The sequence below is a fragment of the Streptomyces canarius genome, from assembly GCF_014650735.1.
GTDB classification, from domain to species: domain Bacteria; phylum Actinomycetota; class Actinomycetes; order Streptomycetales; family Streptomycetaceae; genus Streptomyces; species Streptomyces olivaceoviridis.
In genome coordinates this window covers 49,295-67,380 of sequence record NZ_BMVN01000021.1, presented here as the reverse complement: position 1 = coordinate 67,380, position 18,086 = coordinate 49,295, and the positions used below count along the sequence as shown (strand labels likewise).

Sequence of the window (18,086 nt, the reverse complement as noted above, 5' to 3'; positions counted from 1 at the left end):
CCCCCGAAGGGGCCTCGTGGAGATGGCGGGAATCGAACCCGCGTCCAACGGTGCGGAATCAGGGCTTCTCCGTGTGCAGTCCGCTACGAGTTTCTCGGCCCCGGAGATCACGCGGACAAGTCTCCGACGGGCTCAGTCACTGTTTGATTTCCCTCTACACCCCGTGACCGGGTCTAGAGGTTTAGTTCCCTAGCTGATGCCAGGATCCGGGTCGGGAACAGCCCCGGGCTGACACTTCGCAAGTCGCTACTTAGGCAGCGAGGGCGAAGGAATCGCGCTTGGTGTTGGCGATTATTTTTTGCGACATATGGTTTACGAGATCATTGCCGCTTCCTCGACACGCTTCCCCTGCTTCGACAGCCGCTGTCGAAACCGATCATCCCCATGTTGATTTTTCAAACCCCTCCGCGAGGAGGGTTCGCGCACCCTCTGTGGAGTGCACTGCCATCGTACGTGACCAACGCCCGACGATGCCAGCCTATTCCCGTCGGCCGGTCGGCCGGCTAGACGCCGCGCTGCCTGCGCTTCGCCGCCGCGATGGCCCGGTCCGCCTCCCGCCGGTCCTGATGCTCCCGCAGCGTCTGCCGCTTGTCGTACTCCTTCTTGCCCCGCGCGAGAGCGATCTCGGCCTTCGCCCGGCCGTCCTTGAAGTAGATGGCGAGGGGCACGATCGTGTGTCCCGTCTCCTGGGACTTCGACTCCAGCTTGGCGATCTCCTCGCGGTGCAGGAGCAGCTTGCGCTTGCGGCGCGCGGAGTGGTTGGTCCAGCTGCCCTGGTGATACTCGGGGATGTGGGCGTTGTACAGCCACGCCTCGCCCCGGTCGATCTGGACGAAGCCGTCGGTCAGCGAGGTCCGTCCCTCGCGCAGCGACTTGACCTCCGTGCCCATGAGCACGAGCCCGGCCTCGTAGGTGTCGATGATCGCGTAGTCGTGCCGGGCCTTCTTGTTCTGGGCGACGATCTTGCGCTTGCCGCCCTTCTCGCCGTCCCTGCCCTTGGCGGCCCCGCCGCCCTGCTTGGGCTGGGACTCCTTCGGTACGTACATTCCCTTGCTCATAGTGCCCACCATTTTCGCACCACACAGGGGGTGTGCGTACAGCCGATTACGGCTGGCTACGACGGGGCGCCCAGTCCGGTGAGGACGGTCCGCGCCCGGGACAGGGCCTGCCCCGGCCCCGCCTCCAGGTCGGGGGTGAGGCCCCGGCCGTCCACGGTGCGGCCGGAGGGGGTGCGGTAGTGGCCGACGGTCAGCTCGGCCACCGAGCCGTCGGGCAGCTCGGTCGGCATCTGGATCGAGCCCTTGCCGAAGGTGCGGGAGCCGATCACCACCGCGCGGCCCCGGTCCTGGAGGGCGCCGGTGAGCAGCTCGGCCGCGCTCATGGTGCCGCCGTCGACGAGGACGACCAGGGGACGGGTGGTGTCGCCCCCGGAGGCGGCGTGCAGGGCGCGCTGGGCGCCGTCGACGTCGTAGGTGGCGACCAGGCCGCCGTCCAGGAAGGCGGAGGCGGTGTCCACGGCCTCGGTGACCAGGCCGCCGGAGTTGCCCCGCAGGTCCAGGACGGTCCGGCCGTCGCCGGGGGCGGCGCGCAGCGCCTCGCGGACCGCGTCGGCCGAACCCTTGGTGAACGCGGCGATCCTGAGCACGGTGACGCCGCCGGACAGCCGGCGCACGGTCACGGAGTCGGTGGACAGCCGGGCCCGGTGCAGGGTCTCGGTCCACGCGCGCGTGCCGCGCTCCAGACCGAGGGTGACCGTCGTACCGGCCGGGCCGTCATCGCTGTCGCCGCGCAGCGCGTCGCCGCGGAGCCGGGCGACCACCTCGGTCACCGGCCACCCGTCGACCTTCTTCCCGTCGACGCTGCGCAACCGGTCGCCCGCCCGGATCCCGGCGTCGGCGGCGGGCGAGCCGGACTGCACCCGGGTGACCTCGATCCCGCCGTCCGCCTCCTGCCGCGCCCACAGGCCGACACCGGTGTACCGGCCGTCGAGCGCGTCCTGGAACTCCTCGTACTCGCCCTCGGAGTAGACCGCGGCCCAGCGGTCCCCGCTGCGGCTGACGGCCCTTTCCGCCGCCTCCATCGGGGACTTGCCGTCGGCCAGCGCCTCCGCGGCGGCCCTCTCGACGGCCTCGTGCCGGGCCGCCGGGCCCACCGGGCCGGCGGCGGCCTTCCGCGCGGGACGGTCGGATTCCGGGAAGGAACCGGTGGCGGCACCGGCGATCAGCACACCGGCGAAGACCAATGTCAGGGTGGCCCCACGGCGGACGCGGCGGGGCTGACAGAACAGGTCACGGCCTGACATGGCGGCGAGTCTAGGGCAACGCGAAGGGGCCGTACGGCCGGATGCCCGTACGACCCCGTTGGCGTGCGTCACACCTTCAGATACTTGCGCAGCGCGAAGAACGCGGCGAGCGACGGCATCAGGACACTGGTGGCGAGGATCAGCGGCAGCTTGGTCAACACCGCGTCCCAGCCTACGAAGTTGATGAGCGTGAGCTTGTGGGACAGCTCCATGCCGTGGTCGATGGTGAAGTACCGGCCGACGACGAGCGCCACGCAGGCGAGGCCGCCGCCGATGAGTCCGGCGACCGCGGCCTCGGCGATGAACGGCGCCTGGATGTAGAAGCCCGAGGCACCGACCAGGCGCATGATCCCGGTTTCCCGCCGTCGGCTGAACGCCGAGACGCGCACGGTGTTGACGATCAGCAGCAGCGCGACGATCAGCATCATCGCCATCACGCCGAGCGCGCCCCGGTTCATCAGGTTCAGCAGCTGGAAGAGGTTGTCCAGAATGCCCTTCTGGTCCTGCACCGACTGCACGCCGTCCCGCCCGTTGAACGCGGACGCGATCACCTGGTACTTCTGCGGGTCCTTGAGCTTGATCCGGTACGACTCCTGCATCTGGTCCGGCGTCAGCGAGCCGGCCAGCGGGGAGTTGCCGAACTGCTCCTTGTAGTGCTTGTACGCCTCGTCCTGCGACTCGTAGGTCACCTTCTCGACGACCGGCATCTTGTCCAGGTCCACGAGGATCTGCTTCTTCTGGTCCTCGGTGACCGCGCCCTTGGCGCAGTGGACGTCGTTCTCCGCGTCGTGCTTGTTGCACAGGAAGATCGAGACGTTGACCTTGTCGTACCAGTAGCCCTTCATGGTGCTCACCTGGTCGCTCATCAGCAGCGAGCCGCCGAACAGGGCCAGGGACAGGGCGACGGAGACGATGACGGCGAAGGTCATCGTCAGATTGCGGCGGAGACCGACACCGATCTCCGACAGGACGAACTGGGCGCGCATGGCGGGTTCTTCAGGCCTTTCCGGAACTGGGTGCTGGTGCGGTCAGTGCTGGTAGCCGTAGACGCCGCGGGCCTGGTCGCGGACGAGGCGGCCCTTCTCCAGCTCGATGACGCGCTTGCGCATCTGGTCCACGATGTTCTGGTCGTGCGTCGCCATGATGACGGTGGTGCCCGTCCGGTTGATGCGGTCGAGCAGCTTCATGATGCCGACGGAGGTCTGCGGGTCGAGGTTGCCGGTGGGCTCGTCGGCGATGAGCAGCTTCGGCCGGTTGACGAACGCGCGCGCGATGGCGACGCGCTGCTGCTCACCACCGGACAGCTCCCCGGGCCTGCGGTCCTCCTTGCCGCCGAGGCCGACGAGATCGAGCACCTGCGGCACGGACTTGCGGATCTCGCCACGGGACTTGCCGATGACCTCCTGGGCGAAGGCCACGTTCTCGGCGACCGTCTTGTTCGGCAGCAGCCGGAAGTCCTGGAAGACCGTGCCCAGCTGGCGGCGCATCTGCGGCACCTTCCAGTTGGACAGGCGCGCGAGGTCCTTGCCCAGCACGTGCACCTGACCGTGGCTGCACCGCTCCTCGCGGAGGATGAGCCGCAGGAAGGTCGACTTTCCGGAGCCGGAGGACCCCACGAGGAAGACGAACTCGCCCTTCTCCACCTCCAGGGAGACATCCCTGAGTGCGGGCCGGGTCTGCTTGGGGTAGACCTTGGAGACATTGTCGAATCGGATCACGGATGCACCACGGGTCGCCGGGGGTAGATGAGCGTGACCATACGCGAACCGGGTGTGCAAGTGCAGTCGCGGGATGAGGTTGGGCAATACTTGTACGTTTTTGTACCGGCCGCGCACCGGTCGCTTCCCGCGCCCCCCTTCCCGGAGGCCCCGCGCACGCGCCGCGGGAACCTGGCACAGTGGAAGGGAAACGAAGGACGACGGGAACGCGGGGGAACGTTCTCGTCCCCGTGAGCGTTGTGCATGTGATGGCCGGTGCAAGGAGGGCGAGCGCATGACGTACGACCGGTTGGTGTGCGCGAACTGCGCGTCGCCCGTGAGCGAGGGCCGGTGCCCGGTGTGCCGTGCCAACCGCGAGCGACTGCAACAGGAGGGCTTCTTCGGAGGCCTCGGCGGTGTGAACCCGATGGCGCTGATCGCGCTGCTGGCGGTACTGATCGCCGCGGTGGCACTGCTGGCGCACCAGACCGCCTGACCCGAAGCGTCACAAGGGCCCGGAGCTGAGGCTCCGGGCCCTTGCGCGTGTGCCGTGCGTGACCGTGTGGCTACGGTCAGGCGGCGGCGCCGCCGCGACCGCTCACCAGGCGCGGCAGGACGCGGAAGCCGATGCCGCCGGCGATCATCGTCGCGGCGCCGACGAGCAGGAACGCGGTCTGGCCGGCACCGGTCTCGGCGAGCTGCTTGTCGCCGCCCTGGGCCGAGGTGTCGGAGCCGGTGTCGGTCAGCGCCGAGGAGCCCTCGTCCTGCGGGACGTTGTTGTTGCCGCCGTCGGGGCCGGTGTGGTTGCCGCCGGTGGTGGAACCGCCGCCCGTGGAACCGCTGGTGCCGCTGTCGCCACCGTCGGTGGAGCCGCTGGTGCCGCTGTCGCCACCGGAGGTGCCGTTGCCACCGCTGTTGCCGGTGCCACCCGAGTTGCCATTGCCACCCGAGTTGCCGTTGCCGCCGTCGGTGCCGTTGCCGCCACCGTTGCCGTTGCCGCCGTCGGTGCTGTTGCCACCCGAGTTGCCGTTGCCACCCGAGTTGCCATTGCCGCCGGAGTTGCCGTTGTCACCGCCGGTGGAGGCGTCACCGCCGTTGCCGTTGCCGCCGGAGGTGCTGTCGCCACCGCCGATGGAAGCGTCGCCACCGATGGAGGCATCGCCACCGATGGAAGCGTCGCCGCCGATGGAAGCGTCGCCGCCGATGGAGGCATCGCCGCCGACGGAAGCGTCACCGCCGATGGAGGCGTCACCGCCCGTGGCCGCGTCGCCACCCGTGGAGGCGTCGCCACCCGTGGAGGCGTCGCCACCGCTGGCAGCCGCGCCGCCCGAGCCGTCGGTGCCGGCCGAGCCGGTGGTGGTGCCGCCGTCGGTGCAGATGCCGACCGGGCAGCCGCCGCCACCGTCCGTGTTGCCGCCGTCGGCGCCCACACCGCTCACGCCGAGGCTGATCGGGCCCGCCTGGACATCGAGGTCCAGGGCGGAAGCCGCGCCGGCCGCCGTCAGCGACGCACCGGCCGCGATCACGGCGCCGGCGGCTATCCGCGCGACCCGGATCCGCGTCTTCTTCGTCATATGGTTGCTACCCCCAGTAGCTGTTCGTCAATGAGGCTTCGCGTGGGGCGTGCCGTGATCGACGGAGGCAGCTGGTGACGAAGTGGCGTCAACTCGATTCCCCCGGTTCACATGCGCCCCAAGAGTACGCATGCCGCGCCCCACCCTTCCGACTTTTCACAGCAACGTCAAGGCCGTTGCGGGCGCAATGTCCGGTGGGGCGGGGTTTGCGGAGAGTTGAAGCCTGTGAGTGTGACGTAAAACCCAGACAAACGACAACTGCCGCCTCCGGGGCGGCAGTTGTCATGTCGACAAAGTTACTTCTCGTGCTGCTTGCGCCAGCGAATCCCGGCCTCCAGGAACCCGTCGATCTCGCCGTTGAACACGCCCTCCGGGTTGCCCACCTCGAACTCGGTACGCAGGTCCTTGACCATCTGGTACGGGTGCAGCACGTACGAACGCATCTGGTTGCCCCAGGAGTTGCCGCCGTCGCCCTTGAGGGCGTCCATCTTGGCCTGCTCCTCCTGCCGGCGCCGCTCCAGCAGCTTGGCCTGGAGGACGTTCATCGCGGTGGCCTTGTTCTGGATCTGCGACCGCTCGTTCTGACAGGAGACCACGATGCCGGTGGGCAGGTGCGTGATGCGGACCGCGGAGTCGGTCGTGTTGACGCCCTGGCCGCCGGGACCGGAGGACCGGTAGACGTCGATGCGCAGCTCCGACTCGTCGATCTCGACGTGGTCGGACTGCTCGACCACGGGCAGCACCTCGACACCGGCGAAGGAGGTCTGCCGGCGCCCCTGGTTGTCGAAGGGCGAGATGCGCACGAGGCGGTGCGTGCCCTGCTCGACGGAGAGGGTGCCGTAGGCGTACGGCGAGTGCACGGCGAAGGTGGTCGACTTGATGCCGGCCTCTTCGGCGTACGACGTCTCGATCAGCTCGGTCTTGTAGCCGTGCTGCTCGGCCCAGCGCAGGTACATGCGCTGGAGCTTCTCGGCGAAGTCGGCGGCGTCGACGCCACCGGCCTCGGCGCGGATGTTGACGAGCGCCTCACGGGCGTCGTACTCGCCGGACAGGAGGGTACGGACCTCCATCTCGTCCAGCGCCTTCTTCACCGAGGTCAGCTCGGACTCGGCCTCGGCGCGGGTGTCCGGGTCGTTCTCCTCCTCGGCCATCTCGAAGAGGACCGCGAGGTCGTCGATCCGGCCGCGCAGCGCCTCCGCCTTCCTGACCTCGGCCTGGAGGTGGGAGAGCTTGCTGGTGATTTTCTGCGCCTCGTCCGGGTTGTCCCACAGGGACGGGGCCGCCGCCTGCTCCTCAAGCACGGCGATATCTGCCCTCATCTTGTCGAGGTCCAGGACGGCCTCGATCGACTCCATGGTCGAGGAGAGGGACTTCAGCTCTTCGGATACATCGACGACTGCCACGCCTTCCAGCGTAACGGCTGTGGCAAGCGACCCCGGCCCGCCTCCCGGCCGACGGGGTCGGGAGGGAGGCGGGCCGGGCCCGGGTCAGGGGGCCGAGGTGCTGTGGGTGCCCGGGGCCGGCTGGTCGTCGTCCCCGCCGGAGGAGGCGAACCAGGCGCCGACGGCCACGGCAGCGGCCACCACCACCCCGGCCACCCCGAGGGTCACCCGGCGCCGCCGCACCGCGGCCTTGTGGCGGGCCGAGCCCGGCCGGGGCGCACCCGTGGCCCGAGGGGCCCGAGCGGTCCCGTGCGCGCCCCCCGCCAGCTCGTCCGGCCCCGGCACCCGCATCGAGGTGTGCGTGTCGCGGTTGGAGTCGGGCTTGGCCCCGGGGACCAGGGACACCGCCCCTCGCCGCCGTACCGGCTCACCCTGCGGAGCCGACGGCACGGACTCCTCGGCGGCCTCCTCGGAGAGGTCGGGCTCGTCCACGTCCAACGGCGGCATCCCGGCCAGCGTGGGCAGCTGCTCGCGCAGCCGCGCCGCGAGCTCCGAGGCGCGCAGCCGGGAGGCCGGGGCCTTGGCCAGGCACTGCACCAGCAGCTGCCACAGCTCCTCGGGGATGCCGGGCAGCGGGACGACGGCCTCGGTGACGTGCCGTCGCAGGACCGCGCCCGGGTGGCCGCCGCCGAAGGGCGTGAAGCCGGCCAGCAGCTCGTACAGGACCGTGGCGAGCGCGTAGATGTCCACGGCGGCCCGGGGCGGCAGGCCCTCCACGATCTCCGGGGCCAGGTAGTCCGGCGTACCGATGATCTTCGTGGCGCGGGTCCGCCGGGGCGAGTCGATCAGCTTGGCGACGCCGAAGTCGGTGAGCAGGGCGGGGTGGGAGCCGCCCGGCCCGATGGGGCCCCGCATGTCGAGCAGGACGTTCTCGGGCTTGACGTCCCGGTGGACGACCCCGGCCGCGTGGGCCGCCGCCAGCGCGTCGGCGACGTCGGCGACGATCGCCACGGCCGCCTCGGGCGCGAGCCGCCGCTCCCGCTCCAGCCGGGTGCGCAGGTCGGTGCCGCGCACGAGGTCCATGACCAGGGCCAGGTCGTTGCCGTCGACCACCAGGTCGCGCACGGTGACGATGTGCGGGTGCTCCAGGCCGAGCAGCGCGGTGCGCTCCTGCACGAAGCGCCCGACGAGCTCCTGGTCGGAGGCGAGGTCCTCGCGCAGCAGCTTGATGGCGACGGGGCCGTCCGGTCCCTCGCCCAGCCACACCGTGCCGGCGCTCCCCCGCCCCAGGATCTGGTTCGCGGTGTACCGGCTGCCGATCTTCCGTGCCAAGACTGCTCCTACAGACGCGTGTTGTCGCCAAAACTACGCGTCCGACGAGCCAACCTTCACCGCGGAGGCGGAAATCACCCGGCAGATGTCGACAAATCTCCGAACCAGCGATCAGTTTCCGCTGCCGGAACCGCCCAGATCCTTGATCCAGCCGCCCACCGTGCCGATCCAGTCGGTCATCTGGTCCCAGTAGCCCTTGCCGGTGCCGATCCAGTCCTGCAACGGGGTCAGCTCCCAGATCAGCCAGCTCGCCACGATCAGGATGACGATCGTGAACAGGCAGCCCTTCAGACAGCCCAGCCCGGGGATCTTCATCCGGTTGGCGCTGCGCTGCCGCGGCTCCCGGGGCTCCCGCGCGGGCCGCTGCGGCGCGGGCGGGGCGGGAGGCGCGTACCGCTGCGGCTGCTGGGGCTGCTGCTGCGGGGCGTACTGCTGGGGCTGCTGCTGCGGATAGCCGTACCCGGCGCCCTGCTGCCGGCCGCGCGGCTGCGGCTGCTGCGGGCGGCCCTGCGGGGCCGGGCGCGGCTGCTGCTGGGGCCGGGCCACCTGCCGCTGGGGACGGCGGCGCAACGGGTCCTCGTCCGGGTCCAGGTACTGGATCTGCGTCTGCTCGTTGCGGTCGCGGGCGGCCCGCAGCTGGGTCTGCCAGGGATGCGGCTGATCGCCCTGCCCCTGCTGGCCGTACTGCCCCTGCTGGCCCTGCGGGACGGGCGGCAGGACCGCCGTCGGGTCCGCCGCGCCCGTGTTCGGCAGTACGGCGGTGGGGTCGGCGGCGCCGGCCGGGCCGCCGGTGTGCGGCAGCACGCTGGTCGCGGCATTCGGGTCGTACGCCCCCTGCGGCGCGTTCGTCGGCAGCACCTGGGTGGGGTCGGCGGCACCGGGCACGCCCGGGACGGCGGCCGGGGCCGGGTCGGGGGCGAGCAGCGCGCCGACGCCCTCGGCGGCGGCGATCTGCGCGGCGTTCGCGTGCACCCCGACGCCCTCGGCGACGACCCGCAGCCCGCGCGCGAGGTTCTCGGCGCTCGGCCGCTCGTCCGGGTTCTTGCGCAGGCAGCGCTCTATGACCGTCCACAGCGGCTCGGGGACGGTGGAGGGACGGCGCGGCTCGGCGCTCAGGTGCTGGTGCAGGACCTCGAGCGCGGAACCGCCGGAAAACGGCGGACGGCCGGTGACCAGCTCGTACAGCAGGATGCCGGCGCCGTAGACGTCGACGGCGGAGGTCTGCGGGCGGCCCTCCGCGGACTCCGGCGCCACGTACGCGGGCGTGCCGACGAACTCGTGGGTGCGGGTCAGGCCCGGGGAGTCGGCGAGGCGGGCGATGCCGAAGTCCGTCAGCATCGGGTGCATCTGGCCGCCGTGCTGCATGAGCAGCACGTTGGCGGGCTTCAGGTCGCGGTGGACGACGCCGTCGGCGTGGCTCGCGGCGAGGGCGTCGGCGATCTGGGCGGTCAGCAGGGCCGCGGCGACCGGGGTGAGGGGTCCGTTCTCGCGCAGGTAGCGGTGCAGGTCGGGACCGTCGACGAGGTCCATGACCAGCGCCAGCAGATCACCCTCGACGACCAGGTCACGGACCCGGACGATGTTCGGGTGGGTGAGCCGGAGCAGCACGGAACGCTCGCGCAGGAAGCGCATCACGATGTCCGGGTCGCTCGCCAGCTCCTCCTTCAGGACCTTGATCGCGACCGTCTCTCCCGGCTGTCCGGGCACGGCCGCCTCGGCCCCCGCGGTCTCGCGCTGGCGGGCACGCCAGACGGTGCCTGTGGCGCCGCGTCCGAGCGGTTCCTCAAGCAGGTATTTGCTGCCGACTGGCCGCACGTCTCGCGCTCCCTGCTGGTTGCTGTTGCTTCGCTTGCCTGCGTTCCGGTGCTCCGACCCACTGTAGGCCGTGCTCCACGGCACCACGCACGCGTTCCCGACCGCGTTCGCGGGCTCGACGGGAAGACGCGCGTCCCGGGCCGCTGGTTGCCGGGGAGGGACGTGACCGATCTCAACTGATCGCCGATGACGTATTGGTCAGGCATTTTTGGGGGCAGAGCCGACCAATCAAGATCACTTCTGCCCGGGTCACAGGCACGTTGTCGGTGGCAGGTGCGAGGATGCGTGCAGCAGCTCCCTGGGATGCCTTCAGTGACTGCTGGCCGACGTGCTCGTGCGGGGGTGGGGGGAAGTCCGCGCCCGCGCAGATCCGCGCAGAAGGGACCGCTGACGCCGATGCAGATCCGGCTGACCGTCGTAGACCCGCTCGGCCCGTCCCCGCAGCGGGGCCGCGCCGCGAGCCGCGACGTGCTGGTCACGGCTCCCGCGGGCACGGAGCTGGCCGCGGTCGCGGCGGCGCTGGCCGGGGCGGTCACCGCAGACGGCGGCACGGGGCGGGAGACCGGCGGCGCGTCCGTGGTGCTGTACGCGGGCACCGAGCGGCTCGACCCGCGCCGCGGCACGCTCGGCGAACCTCCGCTGGTCGACGGCGCCGTGCTGTCCCTGGGCGCCCCGGCGGCACCCGAGCCGCATCCCGAACTGGACGACGCGCCGACCCAACTGCACGTGGTCGCCGGCCCCGACGCGGGCGGGGTCCACCTGCTGCACGGCGGCCGGATCACGGTCGGCCGCTCCGCCGACGCCGACGTCCCGCTGGACGACCCCGACGTCTCCCGGCTGCACTGCGTGGTCACCGTCGGCGCGGACGGCCGGGTCTCGGTCGCCGACCTCGGCTCCACGAACGGCACGTCCCTCGACGGCGTACGGGTGACGGAGCGGCCGGTACGGGTCCCTGCCGGGGGCCTGCTGCGCATCGGCGAGTCCGCCCTGCGGGTGACTCCGTCCGGGGGACCCGGGATGCGGGTGCGGACGGTGGCCGACGGCGAGGGGTACGTGCGGGTCGCCGTGGGCGAGGAGCGGGGGTCGTCGGACGCGGCTCCGCCGGGGGCCGGCTCCGCTGTGCCCCCCGCGCGGACGTCTTCCGCCGCCGGGGGCGCGGGGCATCCGCACGGCGTGGCGCCTTCCGGCAGTGGGCGTTCCGGTGCGTGGGGGGCCTCCGGCGGTGTCCGGCACGCCTACGACGACGGCTCCGCCGGCTGGGACGCGGGGGCCCAGGAGCACCGGCGTGGGCAGTCGCCCGTCGTGCCGGGGCAGGCCGGCGCGCCGAGCGTGGAGAGCCCGGACGGTGGCTCCGCCGGTGCGCGCGGCACGGCGTCCGGTGCGGCATCCGGTGCGGACACGCACGCGGGCCGGTTCGGCGTCGCCGGGACCGGTGACGAGGACGCGCGGGCGCGCGGGCGCACGGGGACCCCGCTGCGGGGCACCGACGTCCCGCAGGGTGTACGGCGGCGCGGGCTCGGGGCCTGGGCGCGTCGGCTGGCCGGCGGGCGCGGGGAGCAGCCGGCCGGACCGCAGGAGTACGACGGCACGGCCGCCCCCGCCGGCGGCGCCCCGGCGGCCGATGCCCCGCGGCAGCCGGAGACCTGGCCGGACCCGGCCGCCCTGCTGCTCACCGCGCTGGGCCCCGGGCCCCGGCTGTGGGAGCGCGGGCCGGGACACCCCGAGGCGCTGACCGTGCGGCTCGGCACGGCCGACCGGAGCACGCCGGACGGCACGGGCCTGCTGCCGGCGGTGCCGGTGACGGCCGCGCTGCGGGAGGCGGGCGCGCTGGGCCTGGCCGGTCCGCGCCCCCGGCTGTCCGGGCTGGCCCGCGCGGTGCTGGCCCAGCTCGCCGCGCTGCACTCCCCCGACCTGCTGGAGATCGTGCTGATCAGCGCGGACCACTCACGTCCGGTGGCGGACCGTACCGCCGAGTGGGCCTGGCTGGGCTGGCTCCCGCACGTCCGGCCGGGCCACGGCCAGGACTGCCGGCTGCTGCTGGCCTACGACCGTGAACAGGCGGCGGCCCGCGCGGAGGAGCTGCTGCGCCGGGTGGAGGACCACGCGGCGACGGGCCGTACGACGGCCCACCCCACGCTCGCGCGCGACGCGGCGGGGGCGACGAACGTCCAGGGGCCGACCGCGGTCCCCGGCGCCCCGGCCGCCCCGGGCCCGGCCGGCACCGACGCCCCCCACGCACCGGACGCCTCCCGCGGGACCTACGACCTGACCCACGGGACCTATGGGACCTACGGTGGCCCTGGACACGCGGTGCGCCCCGGCAGCCCCGGCACGCCCACCCCGGCCGGGGCCCCCTCGCACACCGAGCCGCCCGCCCGCCGCCCCTCCTGGGCCAGGGAAGCCCCCGGTGCCGGTGGCGGCTTCGGCGGACCGTTCACCGTCGTCGTCGTGGACGGGGATCCGGGCGGTGCCGGACTGCGGGACGCGCTCGCGCGGCTGGCCGTGGCCGGACCGCGGGCCGGGGTCCACGTGGTGTGTCTCGCCGAGACCCCGACCGCGTCGCCCGCCTCCCCGGTGGCGGAGACGTACGAGGCCGCCTGCGCGGTGACGCCGACGTTCCGGCACTGCGGTGCCGTGGCACTGCTCAGCGGAGACGTCGCCGCCACGCTGCGGCTGACGCGGGTCGCGCCGGGCGGTCCCGTGGGCCCCGGTTCGCCCGCCACCGTCGACGCCGTCTCCGCCGCCTGGGCCGAGCGGTTCGCGCGGGCGCTCGCACCGCTGCGCCCGGACGGCCCCGCAGGCGAGCACCACGCGCGCGTGGCCACGCCGCTGCCCCAGTCGGCCCGGCTGCTGGACGAGTTGGGGCTGGCCCGGGCCACCCCGGCGTCGCTGATGGCCCGCTGGGCCGACGCGGCCGACGACACGCGGTCGCTGGGCGGCCGGGCCCGCGCGGTGCTGGGCGCGGGGCCGCGCGGGCCGGTCACCGTCGATCTCGTGGCCGACGGGCCGCATCTGCTGATCGAGGGGCCGGCCGGCAGCGGCCGTACCGAGCTGCTGCGGGCCGTGGTCGCCTCGCTGGCCGCAGCCGAGCGGCCGGACCGGCTGGCCATGGTCCTGCTCGACGGCCGGGACGGGGTCGGCACGGGCGCCGGCCGCGGTGAGGGCCTGCGGGTGTGCACGGACATACCGCATGTGACCACGCACCTCATCGCCAACGACCCGGTCCGCATGCGGGAGTTCGCACAGTCGCTGGCCGCCGAGCTGAAGCGCCGGGCGGAGCTGCTGGGCCGGACCGACTTCGCCCAGTGGCACGCCGGGCAGGAGGTCTCCGGCCGGCTGGTCGCCCAGCGCACGCCCCACCCCGGTGCCGCACCCTCCTCCGGTGACATCGAGACACCCCCCAGTTCCACGCTCCGGCTGCGGCCGGGTGCCGCCGCCCGGCAGCGGGCCGCGGCCGTGTCGCCGTTGCCCCGGCTGGTCGTGGTCGTGGACGACCTGGACGCACTGGTCTCCCCGCCGCTCGGTTCGCCGGGCCGGCCCGCCGCCGGTTCGGTGATACGCGCGCTGGAGGCGGTGGCCCGGGAAGGCGAGCGGCTCGGCGTCCACCTGGTGGCGGCGGCCGGGACCGGCGGCCGTACGGCGGAGTCCGAGCCGGCGCGCCAAGCCGCGCTGCGGATCACGCTGGACGCCCCGCAGCCGGGGCCGGACCAGCCGGCGCCGGGCCGCGGCACGCTGCTGCACGCGGACGGGCGGGCCACCGGCTTCCAGGGCGGCCGGGTGACGGGCCGTATCCCGCGGACCGCGACCCAGCGGCCCACCGTCGTCCCGCTGGACTGGGAGCGCATGGGCGACCCACCGGCCCGTCGCCCCGTGCGGGAACTGGGCAACGGCCCGACCGACCTGGCGCTGCTGGCGAGCGCGGTGGAGCGGGCGGCCCGTGAGGTCGCGGCGGCGGAGGTGCCCTCCCTTCTCTGACGGAACCGCGTCACCCCTCCAGGTGAACCCGGCCCCTCCCCGGCGCCCCCGCCCGGCCCCCGCGCCCTCGGAAGTCCGCGGGCATGCACCCCTGGTCACGAGCCGGTCACGATGAGCCGGTGGACACCGCAGGCGCTCTTGCCCACCCGTCGCGGCCCGGCGTACACCGGACCGCACGGGACAGAGTTCTGACGTTCAACAGCGTTCAACGAAAGAACGACGAACGGGGAAGTGATGCGCAGCAAGAGCAGCACGTTCCGGACACACAGGGCCGTCACCACACTCGCCGCACTGCTCACGGGGGCACTCGCGCTCTCCGCCTGCTCCGGAAGCGACGACGACAAGAAGGACAACGGGGACAGGAGCAGCGGGGCCACCGCCGGCTCCACCGTCACGTTGCCGAAGCTGAACGGCGCCCATCTGGAGGTGGCCGCCGTCTGGACCGGCGGGGAGCAGGCCAACTTCAAGAAGGTCCTCGCCGAGTTCGAGAAGCGGACCGGCGCGCAGGTCACCTTCGTGCCCGCGCAGGACCCGATCATCAACTTCCTCGGTTCGAAGATCGCGGGCGGCCAGCCGCCGGACGTGGCGCTGCTGCCGCAGCCCGGCGCGATCAAGCAGGCCGTCGACAAGGGCTGGGCCAAGCCGCTCGGGGCCGAGGCCCGGCAGGAACTGGCGAAGAACTACTCGCAGGGCTGGCAGGACATCGGCAAGGTCGGCGGCAAGCAGTACGGCGTCTACTACAAGGCCGCCAACAAGTCGCTGATCTGGTACAACGCCAAGGTCTTCGAGAACGCGGGCGCCCAGGAGCCGAAGACCTGGAAGGACCTGCTGACCGCCACGCGGGCCGTGTACGACTCGGGTGTCACCCCGTTCTCGGTGGCCGGCGCGGACGGCTGGCCGCTGACCGACTGGTTCGAGAACGTGTACCTGTCGCAGGCGGGCCCGGAGAAGTACGACCAGCTCGCCCAGCACAAGATCAAGTGGACCGATCCCTCGGTGAAGCAGGCCCTGACCACGCTCGCCGAGATCTGGGGCAAGAAGGACTATCTCGCGGGCGGCCAGAAGGGCGCGCTCCAGACGGAGTTCCCGCAGTCGGTCACCCAGACCTTCACCGGCGGCGACCAGCCGAAGTCCGCGATGGTCTACGAGGGCGACTTCGTGCAGGTGAACATCGGTGAGACCAAGGCGAAGGTGGGCACGGACGCGAAGGTGTTCCCGTTCCCCGCGGTCGGCGCGAACGCGCCCGTGGTCTCCGGCGGTGACGCGGCGGTGATCCTGAAGGACTCCAAGGCGGCACAGGCCCTCGTCACCTTCCTCGCCTCCCCGGACGCGGCCACGATCCAGGCGAAGCTCGGCGGGTACCTCTCGCCGAACAAGAACGTGCCGATCTCGGCGTACCCGAACGCGGTGCAGCAGAAGATCGCCAAGGCGCTGATCGCGTCCGGTGACGACTTCCGCTTCGACATGTCCGACCAGGCCCCGCAGGCCTTCGGCGGGACGCCCGGCAAGGGCGAGTGGAAGGACCTCCAGGACTTCCTGAAGAACCCGAAGGACGTGGCGGGCGCCCAGGCGAAGCTGGAGAAGGACGCGGCGGCGGCCTACGGGAACGGGGGCTGATCCGGTCATGGCGTCGGCAGCGGCGGCCGGGGCCCCACCGGGTCCCGCCGTGCCCCGCAGTCGCAAGAGCGTGACCGGCACCCGCAGGACCGTGGCGGTGCTGTTCCTGCTGCCCGCGCTGGTGCTGCTGGGCGCGCTCGTGGTCTACCCGATCGGGTACTCGCTCGTCCGCAGTTTCTACAACGCCTCCGGTGACGGCTTCGCCGGCTTCGACAACTACAAGACCCTCTTCACCGATGACGGCATCCGCACCGCCCTGAAGAACAACGTCCTGTGGGTGGTGTTCGCGCCGACGGTCTCCACCGCCCTCGGCCTGGTCTTCGCGGTGCTGACCGAACGGGTGCGCTGGGGAACGGCGTTCAAGCTGGTCGTCTTCATGCCGATGGCGATCTCGATGCTGGCCGCCGGGATCATCTTCCGGCTGGTGTACGACCAGGACCCGGACAAGGGCGTGGCGAACGCGGTGTGGGTGGGCGTGCACGACACGTTCGCGCAGTCGTCGGCGTTCCCGAAGGCCCACCCGGGCCGCCGGTCGCCGCTCGTGGCCCAGGGCGGGGGCTTCGTCACCAAGACCGCGGTGCGCGCCGGGCAGCCGGTCGCCCTGCCGCTCGTCGGCGTCGCCCCGGACCAGTTGCCGGACGACGCGAAGAAGGCCGCCGCCGCACGGCCGGAGCCGGGGAAGGTCACCGGCACCACCTGGCAGGACTTCACCCGGGGCAAGGGCGTCGGGAGGCTCGGCGCGCCCGATCCGTCCGAGGTGGGCTATGCCGGGATGCGGATCGAGGCGGTGAAGGACGGCAAGGTGGTCGCCTCGGCGAAGGCGTCCGGCGACGGCACCTTCACCCTGCCCGCGGCGGCCGACGGGGCGCTGCTCCGGCTGCCGGCGAGCAACTTCAGGGAGCCGTACAACGGGGTCGACTGGCTCGGCCCGGCACTGGTCACCCCGGCGATCATCGGGTCGTACGTGTGGATGTGGGCGGGCTTCGCGATGGTGCTGATCGCGGCCGGGCTCGCGGGCGTCCCCCGGGAGCTGCTGGAGGCGGCACGGGTGGACGGCGCCACCGAGTGGCAGGTGTTCCGCAAGGTCACCGTGCCCTTGCTGGCACCGGTGCTGGCGGTCGTCGTCGTCACGCTGATGATCAACGTGCTGAAGGTGTTCGACCTGGTGTTCATCATCGCGCCGGGCTCCTCCCAGGACGACGCGAACGTGCTGGCGCTGGAGCTGTACCGCAAGGGGTTCGCGGAGGGCCAGCCGGGCGTCGCGAGCGCGATCTCGGTGTTCCTGCTGCTGCTGGTGATTCCGGTGATGCTGTTCAACGTGCGTCGGCTCAGGCGGGAGGTGCGGCGATGACGGCGACCGCCGGAAGCACCGTGAAGGCCGATCCGGCCGGGACGGTGAAGGCCGGGCAGTCGGTGGCGTCCCGGATCACGGAGCGGCTGGGCGGCGGACTGGTCCGTGTGGTCCTGATCGTGGTGGGCCTGTTCTGGCTGGTGCCGACCATCGGCCTGCTCATCTCCTCGCTGCGCACCCCGCAGGACATGAGCGCGAGCGGCTGGTGGACGGTGTTCACCGAGCCGTCCCAGCTCACCGTGGACAGCTACCAGAGGCTGCTGGAGAACTCCGACATCACCCACTCCCTGGTGAACACGGTGCTGATCACGGTTCCGGCGACCGTCCTGGTCGTGGTGGTCGGGGCGCTGGCCGGGTACGCGTTCGCGTGGATGGAGTTCCCGGGCCGGGACTGGTGGTTCCTGGGCGTGGTGAGCCTGCTGGTGGTGCCCGTGCAGGTGGCGCTGATCCCGATCGCCGAACTGTTCGGCAGGATCGGGCTGTTCGGGACGATCCTCGGGGTGATCCTGTTCCACACCGGCTTCGGTCTGCCGTTCGCGGTGTTCCTGCTGCGGAACTTCTTCGCGGAGATCCCGCGCGAGCTGCTGGAGGCGGCCCGGCTGGACGGCGCCGGTGAACTCCGGTTGTTCGCCCGGGTGGTGATGCCGCTCGGCGGTCCGGCCATCGCGAGCCTCGGCATCTTCCAGTTCCTGTGGGTGTGGAACGACATGCTGGTGGCGCTGGTGTTCACCAAGTCGGGCACCCAGCCGATCACGGTGGCGTTGCAGACGCAGGTACGGCAGTTCGGCAACAACATCGACGTACTGGCGCCCGGCGCGTTCATCTCCATGGTGATCCCGCTGGCCGTGTTCTTCGCGTTCCAGCGGCAGTTCGTGTCCGGGGTGATGGCGGGCGCGGTCAAGTAGCCGCGGAAGGGGCGAACTTGCTCGGGGCGGGCCGTCGGCGGCCCGCCCCTTCGCGCGCCCCTGGTGTAGCCCGAATGCCGCAGGGTCCGTAACCAAGTCACTCCACCGGCCGTTCCCGGGCAGAACGCCCGCGCCG

The 18,086-nt window shown here is 72.3% G+C and carries 13 protein-coding genes and 1 other RNA gene; 5 read left to right on the top strand and 9 right to left on the bottom strand.

Features of this window, described 5'->3' with window-relative positions; all coding sequences use genetic code 11:
• Positions 1–14 precede the first annotated feature (14 nt).
• The 5 genes from ssrA to ftsE all read right to left on the bottom strand — a co-directional run bounded on the left by ssrA (position 15) and on the right by ftsE (position 4,020).
• Positions 15–384: a transfer-messenger RNA gene (ssrA, locus tag IE294_RS26915) on the bottom strand.
• A 119-nt stretch (positions 385–503) separates the two neighbouring features.
• On the bottom strand, positions 504–1,046 hold the full coding sequence (smpB, locus tag IE294_RS26910) for an SsrA-binding protein SmpB (protein ID WP_229917363.1): 543 nt from the start codon (positions 1,044–1,046) through the stop codon (positions 504–506).
• A gap of 68 nt (positions 1,047–1,114) precedes the next feature.
• A complete protein-coding gene (locus tag IE294_RS26905; RefSeq protein ID WP_189890318.1) occupies positions 1,115–2,302 on the bottom strand; it encodes a S41 family peptidase in 1,188 nt (395 codons plus the stop codon).
• Positions 2,303–2,370: 68 nt separating this feature from the next.
• The gene (gene ftsX / locus IE294_RS26900) at positions 2,371–3,288 is read right to left on the bottom strand and encodes a permease-like cell division protein FtsX (RefSeq protein ID WP_189813635.1); all 918 of its coding nucleotides are present in this window, start codon (positions 3,286–3,288) and stop codon (positions 2,371–2,373) included.
• A 42-nt stretch (positions 3,289–3,330) separates the two neighbouring features.
• On the bottom strand, positions 3,331–4,020 hold the full coding sequence (gene ftsE, locus IE294_RS26895; RefSeq protein WP_030610589.1) for a cell division ATP-binding protein FtsE: 690 nt from the start codon (positions 4,018–4,020) through the stop codon (positions 3,331–3,333).
• Positions 4,021–4,294: 274 nt separating this feature from the next.
• Here ftsE and IE294_RS26890 point away from each other — a divergent pair, with 274 nt between their 5' ends.
• Positions 4,295–4,495, top strand: coding sequence for a hypothetical protein (locus IE294_RS26890; protein WP_189890316.1), 201 nt, complete (start codon positions 4,295–4,297; stop codon positions 4,493–4,495).
• 76 nt (positions 4,496–4,571) lie between these two features.
• On the opposite strand, the gene IE294_RS26885 is transcribed toward IE294_RS26890, so the two are convergent.
• From IE294_RS26885 to IE294_RS26870, 4 genes are all read right to left on the bottom strand, one after another.
• Positions 4,572–5,573 (bottom strand): hypothetical protein, encoded by a 1,002-nt coding sequence (locus tag IE294_RS26885; RefSeq protein WP_189890315.1) that lies wholly within the window; start codon positions 5,571–5,573, stop codon positions 4,572–4,574.
• 296 nt (positions 5,574–5,869) lie between these two features.
• Positions 5,870–6,976, bottom strand: a complete 1,107-nt coding sequence (gene prfB, locus IE294_RS26880; RefSeq protein ID WP_189890313.1) for a peptide chain release factor 2 — start codon at positions 6,974–6,976, stop codon at positions 5,870–5,872.
• An 84-nt stretch (positions 6,977–7,060) separates the two neighbouring features.
• Entirely contained in the window at positions 7,061–8,287 is a 1,227-nt protein-coding gene (locus tag IE294_RS26875) for a serine/threonine-protein kinase (RefSeq protein ID WP_189890311.1), read from the bottom strand.
• Positions 8,288–8,398: 111 nt separating this feature from the next.
• Positions 8,399–10,102, bottom strand: coding sequence for a serine/threonine-protein kinase (locus IE294_RS26870; protein WP_189890309.1), 1,704 nt, complete (start codon positions 10,100–10,102; stop codon positions 8,399–8,401).
• Positions 10,103–10,498: 396 nt separating this feature from the next.
• Between IE294_RS26870 and IE294_RS26865 the strand changes: the two genes are divergently transcribed.
• The 4 genes from IE294_RS26865 (at position 10,499) to IE294_RS26850 (ending at position 17,950) form a co-directional block, all read left to right on the top strand.
• Positions 10,499–14,077: an FtsK/SpoIIIE domain-containing protein gene (locus IE294_RS26865; RefSeq protein WP_189890307.1), complete on the top strand. Its 3,579-nt coding sequence runs from the start codon at positions 10,499–10,501 to the stop codon at positions 14,075–14,077.
• Between the two features lie 234 nt (positions 14,078–14,311).
• The gene (locus IE294_RS26860) at positions 14,312–15,694 is read left to right on the top strand and encodes an ABC transporter substrate-binding protein (protein WP_189890305.1); all 1,383 of its coding nucleotides are present in this window, start codon (positions 14,312–14,314) and stop codon (positions 15,692–15,694) included.
• Between the two features lie 70 nt (positions 15,695–15,764).
• The gene (locus IE294_RS26855; protein WP_189890431.1) at positions 15,765–17,045 is read left to right on the top strand and encodes a carbohydrate ABC transporter permease; all 1,281 of its coding nucleotides are present in this window, start codon (positions 15,765–15,767) and stop codon (positions 17,043–17,045) included.
• The gene (locus IE294_RS26850) at positions 17,042–17,950 is read left to right on the top strand and encodes a carbohydrate ABC transporter permease (protein ID WP_189890303.1); all 909 of its coding nucleotides are present in this window, start codon (positions 17,042–17,044) and stop codon (positions 17,948–17,950) included. The genes IE294_RS26855 and IE294_RS26850 overlap by 4 nt, the downstream gene beginning before the upstream one ends.
• Positions 17,951–18,086 lie beyond the last annotated feature (136 nt).